Origin of the sequence: Pedobacter sp. BAL39 (assembly GCF_000170795.1) — a bacterium.
Classification (GTDB): domain Bacteria; phylum Bacteroidota; class Bacteroidia; order Sphingobacteriales; family Sphingobacteriaceae; genus Pedobacter.
On sequence record NZ_ABCM01000004.1, the window covers coordinates 58,537 to 77,988 of the forward strand.

A 19,452-nucleotide genomic window follows, 5' to 3' on the forward strand; every position below is an offset into this window, starting at 1 on the left:
AAAAAACCAAAGGAAGGCGTCTCAGACGCTTTCCTCTTCTTGTTTTTCAGGCTCCAGTTCTACACATCCTTCTTTGTCCTTTTTAGCAAAAAGAATCGGATACATGAACATCAGCGCACCGGCTATAAAAAAGAATCCGGCGAGCTCCAATACGTAAATACTGGCATCTATCTTATTGACATTCATAACTTTATATACCACCAGCGCCACTATTCCCAGAATAATTGCAATGAGGGCTTTTTGGAGTTTCAGGATTTTGATCATGACGTGGGAAGTTAAGGATATGTGTTCAAACTTATACAAAAATCAATCCAACATCATTATTCGTCCAATGTGTATAAAGATTGGCCAAGATATCTTCTATTTTTTTCCTATTTTACCGCCCAAATTTATGACGACCATAAGTTTGCAGGGACAAGTTAGCTTTTATGATAATGAGAAGACTATCATTTTTGAATCTAAAAATGTACCTTTGCACACTTAATTTTTTGAGATACTTGATTGATGTATAGGGAATTTAAACAGCTGGAACTAGCGAAGATAGGAAAAGAAATACTTGATTTTTGGAAAGCAGAAAACATCTTTGAGAAGAGCATTTCCACGCGTTCGAAGTCAAACCCGTTTACCTTTTACGAAGGCCCGCCTTCTGCAAATGGTATGCCTGGTATTCACCATGTAATGGCACGCGCCATAAAGGATATTTTTTGCCGTTACAAAACGCTGAAAGGGTTCCAGGTGAAACGCAAAGGCGGATGGGATACGCATGGTCTTCCTATCGAGCTTGCTGTGGAAAAGAAACTGGGCATTACAAAGGAAGATATCGGCAAGAAAATTTCTGTAGAAGAATACAACACCGCCTGCCGTGAGGAGGTGATGAAATACACAGATGTATGGAATGACCTGACGGAAAAGATGGGTTACTGGGTAGATCTTGAAAACCCGTATGTGACTTATGAAAACGACTACATCGAGTCGTTGTGGTCTATCCTGAAATCTTTCTACGACAAAGGACTTTTATACAAAGGATATACGGTACAGCCCTATTCACCTGCTGCCGGAACCGGTCTGAGCTCACATGAACTCAACCAGCCGGGTACTTACAAAATGCTGAAAGATACCACGGTAACGGCACAGTTTTTCCTGAAAAAAGATCAGGAACATGCGATGATGCCTGTACTTTTCGATTCGGAGAATGAAGACACCGCCATCATTGCCTGGACGACGACGCCATGGACATTGCCCTCCAATGGCGCCCTTGCCGTTGGTGAGAAGATCAGCTACGTAAAAGTCAAAACGTTTAACCCATACACCTATCTGCCGGTCAGCCTTGTGCTGGCGAAAGACCTTGTGCAAAAACATTTCAAGGCTGACGCAAAGGACCTGTCGTTTGAGGATTACAAACCTGGCGACAAGCTGATCCCATGGACGCTGGCAGCAGAATTTACCGGTAAGGAGCTGGTAGGCCTGAAATACCATCAGCTGATGAATTATGTGACCAATGCGGAGCTCGAAGAAAAAGCCTTCCGTGTGATCCCTGCAGATTATGTGACCACTGAAGATGGTACCGGTATCGTGCACATTGCTTCCGTATTTGGTTCAGACGATTTCAGGGTTGCGAAAGAAAGCGGCGTCCCTGCGGTGATGATCAAGGATGAGCAGGGCAATGAGCTGCCCCTGGTAGACAAACAGGGTAAGTTTGTTGCAGAGGTGACCGACTTTGCCGGCCGTTATGTAAAAGAAGAATATTATAGCGACGACATCCGTCAGGCTACAGACTTCAAGCCTACAGATGTGCTGATTGCCATCAAGCTGAAGGAAGACAACAAGGCTTTTGACGTCAAGAAATATGAACACAGTTATCCACATTGCTGGAGAACAGACAAACCCGTGCTTTACTATCCGCTGGACAGCTGGTTCATCAGGACTACTGCCGTAAAGGAAAAGATGGTGGAGCTGAACAAGGGCATCAACTGGAAACCTGAGGCTACCGGTACAGGGCGCTTCGGCAACTGGCTCGAAAACCTGGTAGACTGGAACCTGTCGCGCTCCCGCTACTGGGGTACTCCCCTGCCGATCTGGCGTTCTGCCGATGGTCAGGAGGAAAAATGTATCGGTTCCGTTGCGGAGCTGAATGCAGAAATCCAGAAGGCCGTGGAGGCAGGTTTTATGGCGCCAGGTTTTGAGCTGAAAGACATGCACCGTCCGTATGTGGATGATGTGATCCTGGTATCTCCTACGGGCCAGAAAATGGTACGGGAGCTCGACCTGATCGACGTATGGTTTGACAGCGGTGCAATGCCTTATGCGCAATGGCACTTCCCTTTTGAAAATAAAGAAGAATTTGAGCACGCCTACCCGGCAGATTTTATCGCCGAAGGCGTAGACCAGACCCGTGGCTGGTTTTTCACCCTGCACGCCATTGCGGTGATGCTGAGTGAGAGCAGCGAGGAGATTAAGGCCATTAACACTAAAGTGGGTAACCCTGGGGTGGCCTTCAAAAATGTGGTATCAAACGGTCTGGTGCTGGATAAAAACGGCAATAAAATGTCAAAACGTCTGGGCAATGGAGTTGATCCATTCTCGACGATTGAGACCTACAGTGCCGATGCTACCCGCTGGTACATGATCAGCAACGCTTCGCCATGGGACAACCTGAAGTTCAACATGGATGGCCTGGATGAGGTACGCCGGAAGTTTTTCGGAACCTTATACAACACTTATGCTTTCTTTGCGCTATATGCGAACATTGATAAGTTCGAGATTGACGTCAATAACCTGACACCTGTTGCTGAACGCAGCGAGCTGGACAGATGGATTTTGTCGTTGTTACAGGCTTTAATTACTGAGGTTGATGAAAGTTATAACGCTTATGAGCCGACAAAGGCTTCAAGGGCAATACAGAACTTTGTAGATGAGCACCTGAGCAACTGGTATATCCGTTTATCACGCCGCCGTTTCTGGAAAGGCGAGATGACTGCAGATAAAAAGGCAGCTTATGAGACCTTGTATACCTGCCTGAATACCATCGCGCAGCTGATGTCACCGGTAGCGCCATTCTTTGCAGACTGGCTGTATCAGAACCTGGCGGTGGCAGATAAAAACAATGATGTACAATCGATTCACCTGACTTTGTGGAAGGAAGCAGATCACAGCCTGCTGGATGCCGCATTGAATGAGCGCATGGAGCTGGCACAGCAGATTTCTTCGATGGTGCTCTCCCTACGCAAGAAATCGGGCATCAATGTTCGTCAGCCATTAGCAAAGATCCTTGTCCCGGTACTGGATGAGCAGTTTGCAGCGAAGGTGGAACTGGTAAAAGAATTGATCCTCACGGAAACCAACATCAAGGATATTGAGTATATCAGAGACACTGCGGGATTCATCAAAAAGAAAATTAAACCAAACTTCAAGGCATTGGGGCCTAAAGTTGGAAAGGACATGAAGTCTGTTGCCGAAGTGATCAGCAACCTCGATCAGGAGCAGCTGGCACAGTTTGAGGCAGCGGGTGAGTACGCCATTCCAGGAACGAACTATGTGGTTTCCCTGTCTGATGTAGAGATCATTGCCGAGGATATTCCTGGATGGCAGGTAACGAATTTAGGCAGTCTGACTGTGGCGCTGGACATCACCATTACGGATGAATTGAAGCAGGAAGGCTTATCGAGAGAGTTGATCAACCGCATACAGAACCTGAGAAAAGAATTGAACTTTGAGGTTACCGATAGAATTACGGTGAGTTTACAGAACGATAATTTGATAGCAGCAGCTGTGGCACAAAATAAAACATACATTTGCTCGGAAATTTTATCCGACGATATTAATTTGACAGATAATTTAGGTAACGGAAACAAAATCATCATCGATGATGTTGAACTACTCATCTCGATTGAAAAACAATAATTATTATGGAAAAAGCTACAAAAACAAGGTATTCTGATAGTGAACTACAAGAGTTTAAGGACCTTATTCAGGAGAAATTACGTATGGCCAGGGAAGAATTTCTTTCATTGACCAGTTCATTAAGCAATCCTAACTCCAACGGAACAGAGGATACTTCGGGCACTTACAAAACGCTGGAAGATGGTTCTGCGACTTTAGAGAAAGAGCAATTGAACCAGCTGGCCGCGCGTCAGAAGAAATTCATTGAAAACCTGGAGGCGGCATTGGTACGCATTGAAAACAAAACTTACGGTATTTGTCGTGAGACCGGTAAACTGATTCAGAAAGAGCGTCTGCGCGCGGTGCCGCATGCGACCTTGAGTATGGAAGCTAAACTGAAGCAGTCGTAATGAAAGGCTATACAAAACCTTTACTGATTATCTTTTTAGTGTTGCTGGCCGACCAGTTGCTGAAGACCTGGATCAAGACCAATATGTACATCGGCCAGGAGTTTAAGATCGCGGGCAACTGGTTCATCATCCACTTCACGGAAAACAATGGTATGGCTTTCGGACTGGAGTTTGGGGGAGAGTTTGGCAAGCTGGCCTTGTCGTTGTTCAGGATCGCTGCAGTAGCCGGGATCGGTTACGGCTTGCATTACCTGATTCAGAAGAAATATCACAGGGGCTTGATCATGAACGTAGCACTGATTTTCTCGGGTGCCGTAGGTAACATCATCGACTCTGTGTTTTATGGAAAGATCTATGGCTACGAAGGCTGGTTTCATGGCAGAGTAGTAGACATGTTCTACTTTCCGATTATACAGGGCAACTTCCCTTCCTGGGTTCCTGTATGGGGCGGTGAGGACTTCGTTTTCTTCAGGCCTGTTTTTAACATTGCAGACGCTGCAATCTCTGTTGGGGTGATCATTATTCTGATTTATCAGAAGACCTACTTTAAGGAAGAGGTTACTGAAGAAATCGGACCCAACAATGAAATCGTTGAAGATTAAATTGTATTCTATATATTTTTAAACCGGCCGGGTCATGCGCAATGATCCGGCCGGTTTTTTGTTAGGGATAGCTTGTTAACTTGTTAAATAAATCAACCTGACGATCAACCCATTACAGAACAATAAAAGAAAATATTAATGAACAGCTATGGAAACGGTATGATATTTACATCTGATCATTAAACACACAAATAAAAATTACCATTATGAAAAAGTTATTTGCCCTCGCCTTTGTTGCCTTATTCAGTTTAAGCGCCATGGCCCAACAAGTAGACCTGCGTAAAAAGATTACCGTAACCGGATCTGCAGAAACAGAAGTGACCCCAGACATCATCTATATTACCATTTCCCTGAAGGAATACCTGAAAGATGGGAACAGCAAGAAAAAAGTCGAGATCACTACACTGGAAAACCAGTTGTACAGTGCAGTGCAAAGTGCGGGCTTGCCAAAAGAAAACCTGACGATCAACAATTTATCAAGTTATACTGCGGCAGCAGAGAAAAAGAAAAATCCGGACTATCTGGCTGGGAAACAATATCGCCTGAAAGTCACAGATCTGAATAAATGGAATGCCATCATTGGTGATGTAGATGCGAAGGGTATTGCCTACACTAACATCGACAGTTATGATTATTCAAAGATTGAAGCTTTGAAAAAAGAACTAAAAATTAAAGCACTGAAAGCCGCAAAGGAGAAAGCAAGCTACCTGGTGGAAGCCCTTGGCGATCAGCTGGGCAGTGTGATCGACATCCAGGAGATCAACAATGAATCTTATCCTCAACCGATGTATCGTGCAAACGCGATGATGGTAAGGGCTGAAAGCGCCGATATGGCTGCCCCTGCCCCGGAAATAGATTTCAAGAAAATCAAACTCAACTATACCATGAATACGGTTTTTGAGATCAAATAATGCACTCCACAGTATACAAATAACCCATTAAACTGTGCTGTGAGATATTTTGAAAATATTAATTATCCGCATAAAACGCTAATAAAGCGGGTTTTGATCAGAAAACGACAGTAAACAAAGGACCTACCACTATTTTTTGGTAGGTTTTTTGTTATTTATGGCACAGTAAGTATTAAACCCAAAATCATATGAAAAAATTCATTTACTCCCTTGCCTTAATATTCATGTTAGGCGTTAGCGCAAATACAGTTCTTGCAGCAGAAAAATCCGAAAAGAACAAAACGGAGATGACAGCGGAGCAGAAAGTACAACTGAAGAGAATTACTGATCGCGTAGAAGAAATCAGAGACATGGACAAATCTGACCTGTCCAAGTCTGACAGAAAAGAGTTACGTAAAGAGCTTAGAGAATTAAAGAAACAAGCACGTGCAATGGGTGGAGGTGTTTACCTTTCCGTTGGTGCGATCATCATCATCATCTTATTGTTGATCCTGATCCTATAATATTTCATCTACCTATGGAATGGGAACGGTTGATCATTGATTTGATCAACCGTTTTTTTATTTAAGCTGATCAACTCCTCATAAAAAAAGCATAAACCAGTAAGTTTATGCTTTTTTTATTACAGTATCTGAACCAGGATGACCCGGTCAGAATATCCGGATTACTCAATATATTCAAAGCCGGTATATTTCACCAGGGCTTCAGGGATTTTGATACCTTTCTCTGTCTGGTTATTTTCCAGGATGGAGGCTACTATACGTGGCAATGCCAATGCACTTCCATTCAGCGTATGTGCGAGTTGTGTTTTTCCTGTAGCACCTTTAAACCTTAATTTCAAGCGATTGCTCTGATAGGTTTCAAAATTGGACACTGAAGATACCTCCAGCCAGCGTTGCTGGGCAGCGCTCCACACCTCCATATCGTAGGTCATCGCAGAGGTAAAGCCCATATCTCCGCCGCAGAGGCGCAATACACGGTAGTGAAGCCCAAGTTCCTGCAGCAGGGATTGCACATAGACACTCATCTGCTCCAGCACCTCATAAGATTTTTCAGGATGTACCACCTGTACCACTTCCACCTTATCAAACTGGTGGAGGCGGTTAAGTCCCCGTACGTGTGCGCCATATGAACCGGCTTCACGACGGAAGCAAGGCGTGTAGGCTGTATTTTTTACCGGCAGTTCCTCTTCTTTCAGGATCACGTCCCTGTAGAGGTTGGTCACAGGTACTTCTGCAGTAGGGATCAGGTAAAGGTTGTCAACCCCGGCATGGTACATCTGTCCTTCTTTATCCGGGAGTTGTCCGGTGCCGAAACCCGAAGCCTCATTCACCAGGTGGGGCACCTGCATTTCCTTATAACCTTCAGCAGTAGCGTGGTCGAGGAAGAAGTTGATCAATGCACGTTGCAGCCTGGCGCCTTTTCCTTTATATACCGGAAAACCAGCACCCGTGATTTTCGTTCCCAGTTCAAAGTCGATGATGTCGTACTTTGCTGTCAGCTCCCAGTGTGGCATTGCATTTTCCGGGAGGACCGCTGGTTCACCATGCACATAGACCACTTCGTTTTCCTCGGCTGTACTGCCTGCAGGAACCAGGTGGTAAGGGATGTTCGGCAGCTGTACAATCAGCTGATATAGTTTTTCTTCCGCTGTGGCAAGCACATCAGAAAGGTTTTTTATGTTTTCTTTGTTTGCTGTAGTCTCCGATTTTAATACTTCCGCTTCTTCTTTTTTACCATTACGCATGAGCTCACCAATCTGTTTGGCACTGGCATTGGCGACGGCAGAAAGCTGATCCAGTGAGGTTTGCGTATTTCTGCGCTCTTCATCAATCTTGATAATCTCATCTACCAGTTCAGGTTGTTTGAAATTACGTCTACTTAGTCCTTCTAAAACTTTCTCTCTATTTTCGCGGATATAGTTAACTTGCAGCATTATTTTATTTTTTAGGCAAAGATAATAAATAAGTCGTCATTGCGAATGTAAGCGGCAGGAAACGAAAAATAACTATGGAAGGTAAACTATATCTTGTTCCCACGCCCATCGGCAACCTGGAGGACATGACATTCCGGGCGATCAGGATCTTGAAGGAGGCAGATGTGATCCTTGCTGAAGATACACGCACCAGCGCGCCGATGCTCAAACATTTTGGGATCGACAAGAAGGCTTATTCGCATCATCAGCACAATGAACATCAGGCGACATCGGAGATCATCAAATTTCTGAAAGAAGGCAAACAGGTAGCATTGATTTCAGATGCTGGCACTCCTGCCATCTCCGATCCTGGATTTTTTCTGGTGCGCGAAGCCATCAAACACGACCTGGCAGTAGAATGCCTGCCAGGAGCGACCGCATTTGTACCCGCACTGGTCAACTCCGGGCTTCCTTCCGACACCTTCATCTTCGAAGGCTTTCTGCCGGTCAAGAAAGGCCGTCAGACACGCTTCAAGAAGCTGGCAGAAGAAGACCGCACGATCATCCTATATGAGAGCCCACACAGGCTCCTGAAAACACTGGAGGAGTTTGCACAGTACTGTGGCGAAGACCGCCAGGCTTCGGTGAGCAGGGAACTCACCAAGCTCTACGAAGAAACCGTCAGGGGTACATTAACAGAGATTAAATCACATTTCGAAAACAATATATTAAAAGGAGAATTTGTAATTTGTATCGCCGGAAAGGCAGAAGAGAAAAAGCAGAAATATACAAAAGACAATTAGGTTCAATTTTTGATCATACAGGATAAAGCATACACCATGATATTAATAGATAGATTTTTAAGCGACGAGCAGGATCCTAAGGCTGTAGAAAAAGTACTAGGCAAATTAAATGACATGCTGAGCACCAATGAGGAGCTGATTTACCTCGCTGTGCAAAAGCGGCCGGCGGTGAACCTGCTGCCTACCTGCATTGCGGTGAGCAACAAACGCATCTTCTACTGTGAGCCGGGCAACTTCGGCATTACGATGAACTTCAAGGACATCTCTTGGAAAAGCATCAAGGAAATCTCGTTTAAAGAAGAGATCTTCGGATCGAAGTTCATTTGTGTGCCTACTTACGGAGAAAACATCATCACTGAATATATTCCTAAAGTCCAGGCCAGAAAGCTATACCAGGCAGCCCATGAGCAGCTGGAAGGCTTCAAGGAACAGCAAAGACAGGCCGAATTGGAAGACAAACGTTCCAGCACTTCACCGGTGACTGTAACCACTGCTCCTGAGCCCAAGGTGATCGAGGAACCGGCGCCTTACGTAGCACCAACACCTATCGTGGAGCAGGAAGATGAAACTACGCTGAAATTGAGGAAACTGAAAACCTTATTTGACAAACAGCTGATCACCCTGGAGGAATACGAAGCAAAAAAAGCAGACATACTGGACAGCCTGTAACCCCGCCCTGATGAACCTTAAAAACCATGCACTGCCGGCCGTTATCAGTGCTTTTCTATTGTGGCTGGCATGGCCACCGATTCCTTACACTGCTCCCCTCTTACTTATTGGCCTTGTGCCTTTGCTGATTGCCATATCCAGGATTAAAGCCGATGACCGGCAGAAAAAGGGAAAACGCATCTTTCTGACGGCGGGGCTCTGCTTTCTGATCTGGAACACAGCCTGCATTTATTGGGTTTACAATGCCATCAGCGCAGATAACAATGCCGTCGTGGCCTTGCTGGTATCGATGATTCCCTTCGGCCTTGGAGCTTTGCTCATGACCTTTGCTTTCTGGCTGTATTATCAGCTGGGGCGGCGGACAGGGCAAATTACTGCCTATGCCGGGCTGATCAGCTTTTACATCAGCATGGAGTACCTGCACCAGAGCTGGGACCTGGCCTTCCCCTGGATGACCCTGGGCAATGGTTTTGCCAGCACACACCAACTGGTGCAGTGGTATGAATATACCGGTGTATATGGCGGTTCATTCTGGGTATTACTCAGCAACATCCTGGCATTTGAAGTGTACCGAACGATGAAAGATCCGGCCCAAGCAAAAAGAAAAATAAAAACTATTGCTGCATTTGCGGCGGTGGTCATTCTTCCGGCTGCAATTTCCTTATGGAGCTACTCAGCGTACACGGAGAAGTCTGTGCCCATTAATGTGGTCGCTGTTCAGCCCAACATTGACCCTTATGTTAAATTTGGGGGAATGAGCCCGTCGCAGCAGCTGGATGTTTTAACCGGGCTGACTGACAGCATTGCTCAGGTCAATACCGAATATTTTATCTGGCCGGAGACGGCGATCCCCAATTATGGAAATGAGGACCGCATCCGCAGCAACAATGATTTCATCAGGCTTCAGGACTTCCTGACAAAATATAAAAACGGGACGCTGATTACTGGCATGGAGAGCATCAAACAATACCAGCAGCAGGAGACCCTGAGTGCGAAGTATGATGCCAACAGCGGTAGTTATTACGACAACTTCAACACCGCCATACAAATTGAAAATTCTGCAAACGTACAGTTTTATCATAAGTCCAAGCTTGTTCCCGGAGTGGAGAAACTTCCTTTTCCAAAAGTGATGTCCTTTCTTTCCCCTGTATTTGCGCAACTGGGAGGATCTGTAGGTGGCTGGGGCTGGCAGGAAAACCCGACCGTATTTTATGCACAAAGTGGTGTCGGTGTAGATCCTGTGATTTGTTATGAGTCACTCTGGGGAGAATGGATCGGCAGATCTGTCAAAGAAGGCGCTCAGTTCATCGCCATCATCACCAATGATGGCTGGTGGGGCAACACCTCAGGAAAAGACCAGCACCTCCTATACGCGAAGTTAAGGGCTGTGGAGACACGCAGGTGGGTTGTCCGCTCTGCGAACACCGGGATATCGGCATTCATCAATCAGCGTGGCGACATTACCAGCCAGACGAAATGGTGGACACGCACGGCAATCAAAGCAGACATCAACCTGAATACGGACCTGACCTTTTATGTCGAATATGGAGATGTAATTGCTAAGTTGATGTGTTTTGCAGGCTTATTACTGGCATTGATTATTCCCTATAAACGATGGACAAACAGGAACCAAAAACAAGTGGCACTTCCGTAATAAGGAGTTTCGCTTTGATTTACAGGATTATGATGATCTTGCTTAGCTGGACAGCACTGATCCTGCAATGTTATCTTATGCTGATAAACAGAGAAGTTGGATTGCTGGAAACAATGATTCGTTTCTTCAGCTTCTTTACGATCCTGACCAATCTGCTGGTTGCACTTAGCTTTAGCTTACCATTGTTAACCCCTGGATATCGCCTGTCAAAGTTCATGGCACGTCCTCAGACATTTACCGCCATTGTCGTTTACATCATTGTCGTCAGCGCAGTGTACAATATGTTTCTCAGGAACCTATGGCGACCCGAAGGACTGCAATTTATTGTAGATCTGATGTTGCATACGATTCTTCCTGCCCTTACCATATTGTATTGGATAGTATTTATCGACAAACGTGGATTTCGCTGGGCTGTTGTGATTCCATGGTTGTGGTATCCGCTAATCTATTGCCTGATGATCTTGTTAATCGGCAGTGTTTCTGGATTTTATCCATACCCCTTTGTGAATGTGACTACTTTGGGTTATCCCATAGTGCTCCTGATTTGTGTGGCACTCGCAGGCGTATTTCTGGTTTTATCGCTCATTATCGTAGCCATCACAAAACTCCTGAACTGGAAACAGGAAAACCGGCATTGATCAACTTAAGCTAATTAAGAAAGATGTTTACCTACAATAGGCATCCTCCTGCCCATACCAAATGCTTTAGGCGATACCCGGAGGATTGGAGGTGTCTGATAGCGTTTGAATTCCGCGTTATTCACCATTTTAATCACACGTCGCACCAGCTGTTCATCAAATCCCTGAGCGATGATCCTTGCAGAGCTTTGCTTCTGTTCGATATAATGATAGAGGATCTGGTCCAGGGTATCGTAATCAGGCAGAGAATCTGAATCCTTCTGCCCCGGGCGCAGCTCCGCCGATGGGGGTTTAACAATAGAATTTTCAGGAATCAGGATACCATCTTTATTCATATAATGGCACAGTTGGTATACCTGAGTTTTGTACACATCTCCAATTACGCCAATGGCTCCGCACATATCACCGTACAACGTGCCGTAGCCTACTGCGCATTCACTTTTGTTGGACGTATTCAAGAGGATATATCCAAATTTATTGGACATGGCCATAACAACAACTCCACGGCATCTGGCCTGGATGTTTTCTTCCGTCAGGTTAAAAGGCAATCCCTGAAATGCAGGTGCTAAGATCTCGTCAAAGGCATCGGCCACAGCTTTAATCTCGATGATTTCATGTTTACAGCCGAAATTCTCTACAAGGTCAAGCGCATCTTTGACAGAATGATCTGATGAGTATTTGGATGGCATAAGCACGGCCATTACATTCTCAGGACCGAGTGCCCTACAGGCCAGCGCACAAACCAACGCGGAATCTATTCCTCCGGATAAACCCAATACCGCTTTACTAAAACCCGATTTCTGGAAGTAGTCTTTGATGCCCAGCACCAGCGCATCATGGATCTGTTCTATGTCTGGAACAGCACGCTGAGCAACCGGCGACAGCCCTTTAAAATGATCATCCTCAAACTCATAGATGCGCAGGTCTTCACTGAAGTAAGCCATCTCATCCAGCAGTTGACCTTGATTATCGAAAGCCATGGAACCGCCGTCAAAAATGATCTCCGTCTGTGCCCCTACCTGGTTTACATACAGCAGTGGCAATTGATATTTTCTGGCATTATCAGATAAGACGACTACCCTTTCATCATCATGGCAATAGGAGAAAGGAGAGGCCGCAATATTAATCATCAGGTCGGGCTGCTGACGGATCAGTTCATCCATTGGGGAGGAAATGTATAAAGGGTTGTTGTTGATGTTCCAGAGGTCCTCACAGATGGTGAGGGCAATTTTCTTGCCTTGAAAAGGCACACATGCAAACTGTGTCGCCGGTTCAAAATAGCGGTATTCATCAAATACATCATAGTTTGGCAGGAGTGCTTTTCTGACTGTTTGTTTGATGTCACCATCCTCAATGAAAACTGCAGCATTGTATAGGTCCTTGCCCGCGAGCACTTGATTTTTTACCGGCAGTCCAACGATACAGGCAATACCGGTACACTGCGCTGCAATCTCCTCCACTGCCTGTTCACAGAGGGTGATGAACTCCTCAAACTCCAGAAAATCACGCGCAGGATAACCACAGATGGCGAGCTCGGCAAACACCACCAGGTCGGCGCCTTTAGATCTGGCCAGCTGGACGTGTTCAATGATCTTTTTCGTATTGGATTCAAAATTGCCAATGTGATAATTTAGCTGCGCAAGTGCGATTTTCATGAGTATATTTTATTACGCCGAAGATAAGATGGTTAAATATGGAAATAGCAATCCACAGTTCTTTAAAAGAACACAGCAAAGTTAAGGCCTACGTAATGATTTTTCACATTTCTATTGCGCTGTGTTGCAATATTAGTGAAGCCGTTGTTGAAGGTAAGGCCTACAGCAATGCTGGTATGCCCGTCAATGTCATATTCACCACCTGCACCAACGATCAACCCCGCACGATACCATTTGATTTCATCAGAAATATTCTCACTGTCGGCAAGCACTGTTCCCCCCACTGCTACCGCACGCTGGTGCGCTTTGATGTTAAAGCCATTGGAAAGCCCGAACTGACCGTACCATTTGACATCACCCATTTTGTTGGTTTTGAGTTTAATGGTCATTGGAATTTCCAGGTATTGCAGTTTGTAACGCAGGTCGTAAGCAGAACTGACTTCAGCATTATGATATGGAGGAACGTCCAGTTCAGTACTTTTTCCATTGATGGTAGTGACCGTAAGCCCCGTTGAAAAGGAATAGTTTTCTGCAAAGTTGAAGTCGCCCAGCAGGCCGTAGCTGAATCCTAATGCCAGACCGTTTGTTTTTCCTGTTTCCGGTTTGATCCAGCCCAAAGTAGGGTGTGCCGTAAGCCCGAGCCTGAAGCCATAGTCGGGCCGTCCTCCATACTGTGCAAAGGTGGCCATACTCAACAGGAACAATAATAGGGTAAGGTATTTTCTTTTCATTTGTCAGTTTATTAAATTAATATATTTGCTGTGATGACACAGCATGCAACAATCAGCCGAATAACGCTATCCCTTCTGATCCTGCTCAGTTTGATTTCGTGCAGGCAAAATACGAAACCTGACGTTAGCAACATTAGTCTGCAGCTCAAAATAGAACGTTTTGACAAAGATCTGTTTAATGGCAAAGGTAAAAATCTGTCGGCAACAGACCAGCTGCTGACTAAAAAATATGGCTTATTCTATAACGATTACATCCATAGGATGGTGGGTGATTTCAGCTATGGCAATGCAGAGATCCTGCATACCCTTTACCAGGACAAGGCCTATACCGACCTGAATGCAGAGGCAGACAGCGTATTTAAAAGCATGCAACCAATAGAACAGGAGCTCACCAGCACCTTTAAATACATCAGATATTATTATCCGAAGGTAAGGATTCCAAGGTTCATTTCCTTTATTTCCGGTTTTGCGGTGCAGACCCCTGTTGGAGACGATTATGTAGGCATTGGCCTTGACATGTTCCTTGGCAGGAACAGCAAATTCTACGGCGCTATTGTGCAGAGTGTACCAACCTACCTGTCCCGAAGATTTAGTCTGGAGTATGTTGTGCCACGTGTTACGGAGACATATGCGCGGGAAGACCTCTTCCCGGAGCAGGATGAGGACCGCAGCCTGTTGTCCAAGATGGTTCATAACGGGAAGGTACTTTATTTTATGGATCAGGTCCTGTCGGACACCACCCCGGATTCAGTAAAAATCGGTTATACTTCGCAGCAGTTGCAATGGTGCAAAGCCTTCGAAGCTGATATCTGGGCTTACCTTTTAGAGAACAAACTCCTCTATGAAACGGATTATCAAAAAATACAGGTACTTTTAAGTGAGGGCCCCTTTACACCAGGCCTTGGCGAAAAGAACGAGTCGGCCCCAAAGCTGGGTGTATGGATCGGCTGGCAGATGGTGAAGAAGTATATGCGGGAACACCCGGAGCTGAGCCTTCAGCAGCTGATGGCAGAGCAGGACGCGCAAAAGATATTAAACGGATCAAAGTATAAGCCCAAATCGTAAGGTTATGACTAAAGTAGGAATTGTATTATCAGGAGGAGGGATCAGGGGCATTGCACATCTGGGTGTGCTGAAAGCGTTCATCAATGCGGGCATCACCTTTAGTCACATCAGTGGCACCAGTGCCGGATCTATTGCCGGGGCATTTTACGCGGCAGGGATTGATCCTGAGGAGGGGCTGAACATCTTCATGAAGACCAAGCTGTTGCGCTTCATCAGACCTGCGGTAGGCTCGCTGGGCCTGGTCAACATTGAGTATACCTCCAACCTGCTGAAAGAATTTTTTCCGGATGATAAGATCGAAAATCTGAAAATTCCATTAACCATTGCGGCGACAAACTTTAGTGAGGGCAGGCTGGTTTATTTTACAAAAGGCCCATTGATCCGGGCCATTCAGGCGTCCAGCTGCATTCCGGGAATTTTTAAGCCCATTATGATTGACGAACAGATGTATGTAGACGGGGGCATCCTTAACAATTTCCCTGTAGAGCCCCTGCTTGGGAGTTGTGACTACATCATTGGCTCTTCCTGCAACCACCTGCGTTCTGTAGACAAGATCGTCAGCATCCCCTCACTCATGCGCCGCGCGGGGATCATGTCGATCAACCACGATATGGAACGCAAATCATCCTTGTGTAATGTTGTCATAGAACCTAAGGGCATGGGCGAGATCAGCACCTTCGACATGAAAAAGGCGGAAACCATTTACTGGCTGGCGTATGAGGAAACATTGAAAACCATACGTACCAATGAGAGTCTTCAGGAGCTGATCAGAAAACCAAAAATAAAGCTGGATTAGCATCCTTAGGATGACATGGTCACGAGGGCATCGCCCTTCAGCACCGGAATGGCTTTGCAGATGTCAAACTGGAGGCAGAATTTCACATCCTCCTCAATATTGAGCTTGGCAAGCCGGTGGCTATGAGAGGACTTATTGATGTAAGCGCGCAGGTTATCTTTAGCCATGAGGTAAAGGTCTTCTGCAGCTACACCAGCATCATCAGAAAGTACAAAGTCTTTGGACAGCTCGTTGACAACTGCACCGGCAAATAGGGTATCCTCTAAATTAAAATTATCCTTCCAGCCGGCGCAGAGCAGCAGGATGTTGCTATCCTGTACTTTCAGCCATTCACACAATGCCGACAGGTTAAGGAACGCGCCGATGACCACCTGTTTGGCCGTTGCCCTCGCCATATGTAGGGCTTTGGTGCCATTCGTGGTGGTGAGCACCACTGTCTTCCCCGACACTTTCTCTGCGGTATAGGAAAATGGAGAGTTGCCGAAGTTATACCCTTCAACCACCTCTCCATTTCGCTCTGCAGCAAGCAAAAAGCCGTCCTTTGCATAAGCAAGGCAATCTTCTACCTGTGCCACGGGGATAATTGCTGTAGCCCCGTTATCGATCCCATATACCATAGATGAGGTTGCCCTCAATATATCAATGACCACCACAATGCTGTCTTCAATGTTGTAGAGGTTCAGTAACGCTGGTGTGAGACACACTTCTATGCTTTTTTTCATTGCTGGTATTTTCTTATGATGCGATAACCGGGTTTTAAGATTTATTTATAGAATGGGAATTTTACCACTTTAGCTTTGATCCTGCTGTTGCGGATATTGATGAAAATTTCAGTTCCTTCTTTGGCAAAAGCTTTATCAATGTATCCCATACCGATGGCTTTCTGCAATGACGGCGCCTGTGTCCCTGAAGTTACACGTCCAATCACCTGACCTTCTGCATCCACAATCTCATAGTCGTGGCGCGGAATGCCCCTGTCGATCATTTCAAATCCGATCAGTTTACGGCTTACCCCAGCCTCTTTCTGTGCCTGAAGCGCCTCAGAGTTGGTAAACACCTTGCTGAACTTGGTGATCCAGCCCAGGCCTGCTTCGATTGGCGAGGTAGTATCGTCAATATCGTTACCATACAGGCAGAAGCCCATTTCCAGACGGAGCGTATCGCGGGCACCAAGGCCAATCGGCTTGATGTTCAGTGCCGCTCCTGCCGCAAAGATTGCTTCCCAGATTTCATTCGCATGTTCGTTATCAAAATAGATTTCAAAACCACCTGCGCCAGTATATCCTGTTGCAGAAATCACGACGTTGCCTACACCTGCAAAGGTACCTTTGGTGAAGCTATAGTATTCCATGGACGCCAGGTCCACCTCTGTAAGGCTTTGCAAAGCTTCGGCCGCTTTAGGACCCTGGATGGCCAGCAGCGAAGTTTTGTCGGAAATGTTGTGCATTTCCACACCTTTATCATTGTATTTCTGAATCCAGTTCCAGTCTTTCTCAATATTTGAGGCGTTGACTACCAGCATGTAGGTAAGCTCATCAATGCGATAAACCAGCAGATCGTCTACAATACCGCCATCTTCGTTCGGCAAACAGGAGTATTGCACCTTGCCATCATAAAGCTTGGAAGCATCATTGCTGGTAACCCTTTGGATGAGGTCCAGCGCATTTTCACCTTTCAGGATAAATTCCCCCATATGACTTACATCGAAAACGCCCACAGCGCTTCTGACTACGGCATGTTCAGCGTTAATGCCTTCATATTGTACGGGCATGTTATACCCTGCGAAAGGTACCATCTTGGCCCCTAAAGAAATGTGTTTGTCTGTTAAAGCGGTATTTTTCATGCTATATATCTATAAAAACGTGGCAAAAGTACATAAAAATTATGCACTAATTAATTTTTGATAGATAACCAACATTCTTTCGGTTATGGTATTGATATCGTGGTCTCTTTCAGCTGTTTTTCTTGCATTTTCTCCAATTTCCCTCCATTTTTTCGGATTTGTGATGCATTGCAGGATGGCGCGGTAAAACTCATCAGGAGTATTGGCAATCATAATGTCTTTTCCATGGACACAATTGATCCCTTCGGCAGCCATACCTGTGGCAATGATGCATTTACGCATGGCCATACCCTCTACAATCTTTACCCGCATCCCACTTACGGAGAGCAACGGAACAATCATAATGGCCTTGGAGTTCATAAACTCGATGGCATCAAAGATCTCCCCTTCTACCACCAGGTTATCCGAATCATAATGAAAAAAATCTTCAGGCATACTCTTCCCGGCGATGTAAAAGCGCAACTCCGAGTTCAGCGTTTCAATGTCGGGCCAGATCTCATCAAGAAACCATTCAAGCCCCTCTTTATTAGGCCTCCAATCCATAGCACCTAAATGAAAAAGTGTGGGAAAGCTGATCTTCGAAGGGTCAGTCACGTACTTCTCAAAATCCAGCGCCACTGGAAATACCTCCATGGGTGCTTTACAGCCAAAGCGCAGGATGCTCTGCCGGTCCTGCTCGGAGATGGTAAAGATCTGGTCAAAGCGGTTGATCTGTTCGGTCTCATACACCTTGAGCCTTCTGGAAAGGAACTCCAGGTATTTTCGTCTGGGACTGAACTTCTCGGTTCTCGCAATCCGTTCCCATACATCGAACTCAATGTTATGTGCCCTGTAGATTACCTTTGCACGCGTATGTTCCTTGACCACATCGAGGTAAGGGACCACAAACAACCCTTCAAACTGAACGATGTCAAAATCGGTTTCCTTGAGTACATCTTCCAACAGGCGTGCCGCATCCTCATGATAAAAACGGGACACGTTGTAGGACTTGTTGGAGAAGATGTTCACCAAAGCATCGTACACATTAACGCCAGTATCGAGATGAAAAGAATGAAAGCTAATCTGATCAAAGACGGGATCATAAATATCCTCCACATCGAGGTTATGTTTCAGTGGATTGATGCTGAACAAAGTAATTTCCACCCCAAGCTTCAGCAATCCCTTCATGGTGTTGTAAACAACAATGGGATAACCACTATTTGGAGGAAAAGGAACCCGGTTTGTCAGTATCAGTGCTTTCAAATCAGCTCAAAATACTAATTATCCGTTGATTTCCGAAAACATGACCAGCTGGGGATCTGTAATGCTGAAAGTTTTACGGTGATATGGCGATAAACCATGCGCCAATGCCGCCTTACGGTGAACGATGGTGGGATAACCTTTGTTCTGTGCCCACTGGTACACAGGATATTCCAGTGCAAGCTGTTCCATGTGCTCATCGCGGTGTGTTTTTGCAAGAATGGAGGCTGCAGCAATGTTAAGGTATTTACCATCACCTTTTACGATACAGCTGTGTGGAATGCCGGTATAAGCTTTAAACCTGTTTCCGTCAATGCTCAGGTACTCCGGTTTCAGGCTGAGCTGTTCAATGGCACGGTGCATGGCCAAAAACGAGGCGTTGAGGATATTTATTTTATCGATCTCTTCATGGTCCACAGATGCTACAGCCCAGGCCAGCGCTTCCTGCTCAATGATGATGCGGAGTGCTGCCCGTTGTTTATGGTTCAGCTTTTTCGAATCTGTCAGCTCCCCGGGGATAAAGTCGGGGGGAAGGATTACTGCAGCAGCAAATACAGGACCGGCAAGGCATCCACGGCCTGCTTCATCACAGCCGGCCTCAATAAAGTCAGTTTGGTAACAGTTCAGCAACATGGGACAAAG

General features: G+C 45.7%; 19 protein-coding genes. 11 read left to right on the forward strand and 8 right to left on the reverse strand.

What is annotated here, in order from left to right:
* Window positions 1–21: 21 nt before the first annotated feature.
* A complete protein-coding gene (locus tag PBAL39_RS06635; RefSeq protein ID WP_008239633.1) occupies window positions 22–264 on the reverse strand; it encodes a hypothetical protein in 243 nt (80 codons plus the stop codon).
* 240 nt (window positions 265–504) lie between these two features.
* Here PBAL39_RS06635 and ileS point away from each other — a divergent pair, with 240 nt between their 5' ends.
* The 5 genes from ileS (at window position 505) to PBAL39_RS06665 (ending at window position 6,305) form a co-directional block, all read left to right on the forward strand.
* On the forward strand, window positions 505–3,900 hold the full coding sequence (gene ileS, locus PBAL39_RS06645) for an isoleucine--tRNA ligase (RefSeq protein ID WP_008239635.1): 3,396 nt from the start codon (window positions 505–507) through the stop codon (window positions 3,898–3,900).
* A gap of 5 nt (window positions 3,901–3,905) precedes the next feature.
* Window positions 3,906–4,289, forward strand: coding sequence for a TraR/DksA C4-type zinc finger protein (locus PBAL39_RS06650; protein ID WP_008239636.1), 384 nt, complete (start codon window positions 3,906–3,908; stop codon window positions 4,287–4,289).
* A complete protein-coding gene (locus PBAL39_RS06655) occupies window positions 4,289–4,891 on the forward strand; it encodes a lipoprotein signal peptidase (protein WP_008239637.1) in 603 nt (200 codons plus the stop codon). The genes PBAL39_RS06650 and PBAL39_RS06655 overlap by 1 nt, the downstream gene beginning before the upstream one ends.
* A 206-nt stretch (window positions 4,892–5,097) precedes the next feature.
* Complete coding sequence (locus PBAL39_RS06660) at window positions 5,098–5,802, forward strand: SIMPL domain-containing protein (RefSeq protein ID WP_008239638.1); 705 nt, start codon at window positions 5,098–5,100, stop codon at window positions 5,800–5,802.
* A gap of 188 nt (window positions 5,803–5,990) precedes the next feature.
* On the forward strand, window positions 5,991–6,305 hold the full coding sequence (locus tag PBAL39_RS06665; RefSeq protein ID WP_008239648.1) for a hypothetical protein: 315 nt from the start codon (window positions 5,991–5,993) through the stop codon (window positions 6,303–6,305).
* 161 nt (window positions 6,306–6,466) lie between these two features.
* On the opposite strand, the gene serS is transcribed toward PBAL39_RS06665, so the two are convergent.
* Entirely contained in the window at window positions 6,467–7,738 is a 1,272-nt protein-coding gene (gene serS / locus PBAL39_RS06670; RefSeq protein WP_008239650.1) for a serine--tRNA ligase, read from the reverse strand.
* Between the two features lie 74 nt (window positions 7,739–7,812).
* Between serS and rsmI the strand changes: the two genes are divergently transcribed.
* The 4 genes from rsmI to PBAL39_RS06690 are packed head-to-tail and all read left to right on the forward strand — an operon-like array spanning window position 7,813 to window position 11,481.
* The gene (rsmI, locus tag PBAL39_RS06675; protein WP_008239652.1) at window positions 7,813–8,520 is read left to right on the forward strand and encodes a 16S rRNA (cytidine(1402)-2'-O)-methyltransferase; all 708 of its coding nucleotides are present in this window, start codon (window positions 7,813–7,815) and stop codon (window positions 8,518–8,520) included.
* 36 nt (window positions 8,521–8,556) lie between these two features.
* Window positions 8,557–9,189, forward strand: a complete 633-nt coding sequence (locus PBAL39_RS06680; RefSeq protein WP_039866208.1) for a PH domain-containing protein — start codon at window positions 8,557–8,559, stop codon at window positions 9,187–9,189.
* 10 nt (window positions 9,190–9,199) lie between these two features.
* Window positions 9,200–10,843: an apolipoprotein N-acyltransferase gene (lnt, locus tag PBAL39_RS06685; RefSeq protein ID WP_008239658.1), complete on the forward strand. Its 1,644-nt coding sequence runs from the start codon at window positions 9,200–9,202 to the stop codon at window positions 10,841–10,843.
* 29 nt (window positions 10,844–10,872) lie between these two features.
* Entirely contained in the window at window positions 10,873–11,481 is a 609-nt protein-coding gene (locus PBAL39_RS06690) for a Pr6Pr family membrane protein (RefSeq protein WP_039866254.1), read from the forward strand.
* A 14-nt stretch (window positions 11,482–11,495) separates the two neighbouring features.
* Here the strand turns inward: PBAL39_RS06690 and PBAL39_RS06695 are convergent, their stop codons facing one another.
* Together PBAL39_RS06695 and PBAL39_RS06700 are read right to left on the reverse strand one after the other, a co-directional pair.
* Window positions 11,496–13,136 carry an NAD+ synthase gene (locus PBAL39_RS06695; RefSeq protein WP_008239660.1) on the reverse strand — a complete coding sequence of 547 codons (1,641 nt, stop codon included), beginning with the start codon at window positions 13,134–13,136 and terminating at the stop codon, window positions 11,496–11,498.
* A 62-nt stretch (window positions 13,137–13,198) separates the two neighbouring features.
* Entirely contained in the window at window positions 13,199–13,867 is a 669-nt protein-coding gene (locus tag PBAL39_RS06700; RefSeq protein WP_008239661.1) for a porin family protein, read from the reverse strand.
* Between the two features lie 33 nt (window positions 13,868–13,900).
* Here PBAL39_RS06700 and gldB point away from each other — a divergent pair, with 33 nt between their 5' ends.
* Window positions 13,901–14,932, forward strand: a complete 1,032-nt coding sequence (gene gldB / locus PBAL39_RS06705; RefSeq protein ID WP_008239667.1) for a gliding motility lipoprotein GldB — start codon at window positions 13,901–13,903, stop codon at window positions 14,930–14,932.
* Between the two features lie 4 nt (window positions 14,933–14,936).
* Window positions 14,937–15,728 (forward strand): patatin-like phospholipase family protein, encoded by a 792-nt coding sequence (locus tag PBAL39_RS06710; protein ID WP_008239668.1) that lies wholly within the window; start codon window positions 14,937–14,939, stop codon window positions 15,726–15,728.
* A gap of 5 nt (window positions 15,729–15,733) precedes the next feature.
* Here PBAL39_RS06710 and PBAL39_RS06715 read toward each other — a convergent pair whose 3' ends face one another.
* The 4 genes from PBAL39_RS06715 to PBAL39_RS06730 are packed head-to-tail and all read right to left on the reverse strand — an operon-like array spanning window position 15,734 to window position 19,443.
* Window positions 15,734–16,450 carry a 2-phosphosulfolactate phosphatase gene (locus PBAL39_RS06715; protein WP_008239669.1) on the reverse strand — a complete coding sequence of 239 codons (717 nt, stop codon included), beginning with the start codon at window positions 16,448–16,450 and terminating at the stop codon, window positions 15,734–15,736.
* Window positions 16,451–16,491: 41 nt separating this feature from the next.
* Window positions 16,492–17,571 carry a glycine cleavage system aminomethyltransferase GcvT gene (gcvT, locus tag PBAL39_RS06720; RefSeq protein ID WP_008239670.1) on the reverse strand — a complete coding sequence of 360 codons (1,080 nt, stop codon included), beginning with the start codon at window positions 17,569–17,571 and terminating at the stop codon, window positions 16,492–16,494.
* A 39-nt stretch (window positions 17,572–17,610) separates the two neighbouring features.
* Entirely contained in the window at window positions 17,611–18,813 is a 1,203-nt protein-coding gene (locus PBAL39_RS06725; RefSeq protein WP_008239671.1) for a glycosyltransferase family 4 protein, read from the reverse strand.
* Between the two features lie 18 nt (window positions 18,814–18,831).
* Window positions 18,832–19,443: a ribonuclease HII gene (locus PBAL39_RS06730; protein ID WP_008239672.1), complete on the reverse strand. Its 612-nt coding sequence runs from the start codon at window positions 19,441–19,443 to the stop codon at window positions 18,832–18,834.
* Window positions 19,444–19,452: the final 9 nt, after the last annotated feature.

Excerpts from the sequence above, each read along its gene's own strand:
- PBAL39_RS06635 (WP_008239633.1), bottom strand. The coding sequence starts at position 264 with ATGATCAAAATCCTGAAACTCCAAAAAGCCCTCATTGCAATTATTCTG.
- ileS (WP_008239635.1), top strand. The coding sequence starts at position 505 with ATGTATAGGGAATTTAAACAGCTGGAACTAGCGAAGATAGGAAAAGAA.
- PBAL39_RS06650 (WP_008239636.1), top strand. The coding sequence starts at position 3,906 with ATGGAAAAAGCTACAAAAACAAGGTATTCTGATAGTGAACTACAAGAG.
- PBAL39_RS06655 (WP_008239637.1), top strand. The coding sequence starts at position 4,289 with ATGAAAGGCTATACAAAACCTTTACTGATTATCTTTTTAGTGTTGCTG.
- PBAL39_RS06660 (WP_008239638.1), top strand. The coding sequence starts at position 5,098 with ATGAAAAAGTTATTTGCCCTCGCCTTTGTTGCCTTATTCAGTTTAAGC.
- PBAL39_RS06665 (WP_008239648.1), top strand. The coding sequence starts at position 5,991 with ATGAAAAAATTCATTTACTCCCTTGCCTTAATATTCATGTTAGGCGTT.
- serS (WP_008239650.1), bottom strand. The coding sequence starts at position 7,738 with ATGCTGCAAGTTAACTATATCCGCGAAAATAGAGAGAAAGTTTTAGAA.
- rsmI (WP_008239652.1), top strand. The coding sequence starts at position 7,813 with ATGGAAGGTAAACTATATCTTGTTCCCACGCCCATCGGCAACCTGGAG.
- PBAL39_RS06680 (WP_039866208.1), top strand. The coding sequence starts at position 8,557 with ATGATATTAATAGATAGATTTTTAAGCGACGAGCAGGATCCTAAGGCT.
- lnt (WP_008239658.1), top strand. The coding sequence starts at position 9,200 with ATGAACCTTAAAAACCATGCACTGCCGGCCGTTATCAGTGCTTTTCTA.
- PBAL39_RS06690 (WP_039866254.1), top strand. The coding sequence starts at position 10,873 with ATGATGATCTTGCTTAGCTGGACAGCACTGATCCTGCAATGTTATCTT.
- PBAL39_RS06695 (WP_008239660.1), bottom strand. The coding sequence starts at position 13,136 with ATGAAAATCGCACTTGCGCAGCTAAATTATCACATTGGCAATTTTGAA.
- PBAL39_RS06700 (WP_008239661.1), bottom strand. The coding sequence starts at position 13,867 with ATGAAAAGAAAATACCTTACCCTATTATTGTTCCTGTTGAGTATGGCC.
- gldB (WP_008239667.1), top strand. The coding sequence starts at position 13,901 with ATGACACAGCATGCAACAATCAGCCGAATAACGCTATCCCTTCTGATC.
- PBAL39_RS06710 (WP_008239668.1), top strand. The coding sequence starts at position 14,937 with ATGACTAAAGTAGGAATTGTATTATCAGGAGGAGGGATCAGGGGCATT.
- PBAL39_RS06715 (WP_008239669.1), bottom strand. The coding sequence starts at position 16,450 with ATGAAAAAAAGCATAGAAGTGTGTCTCACACCAGCGTTACTGAACCTC.
- gcvT (WP_008239670.1), bottom strand. The coding sequence starts at position 17,571 with ATGAAAAATACCGCTTTAACAGACAAACACATTTCTTTAGGGGCCAAG.
- PBAL39_RS06730 (WP_008239672.1), bottom strand. The coding sequence starts at position 19,443 with ATGTTGCTGAACTGTTACCAAACTGACTTTATTGAGGCCGGCTGTGAT.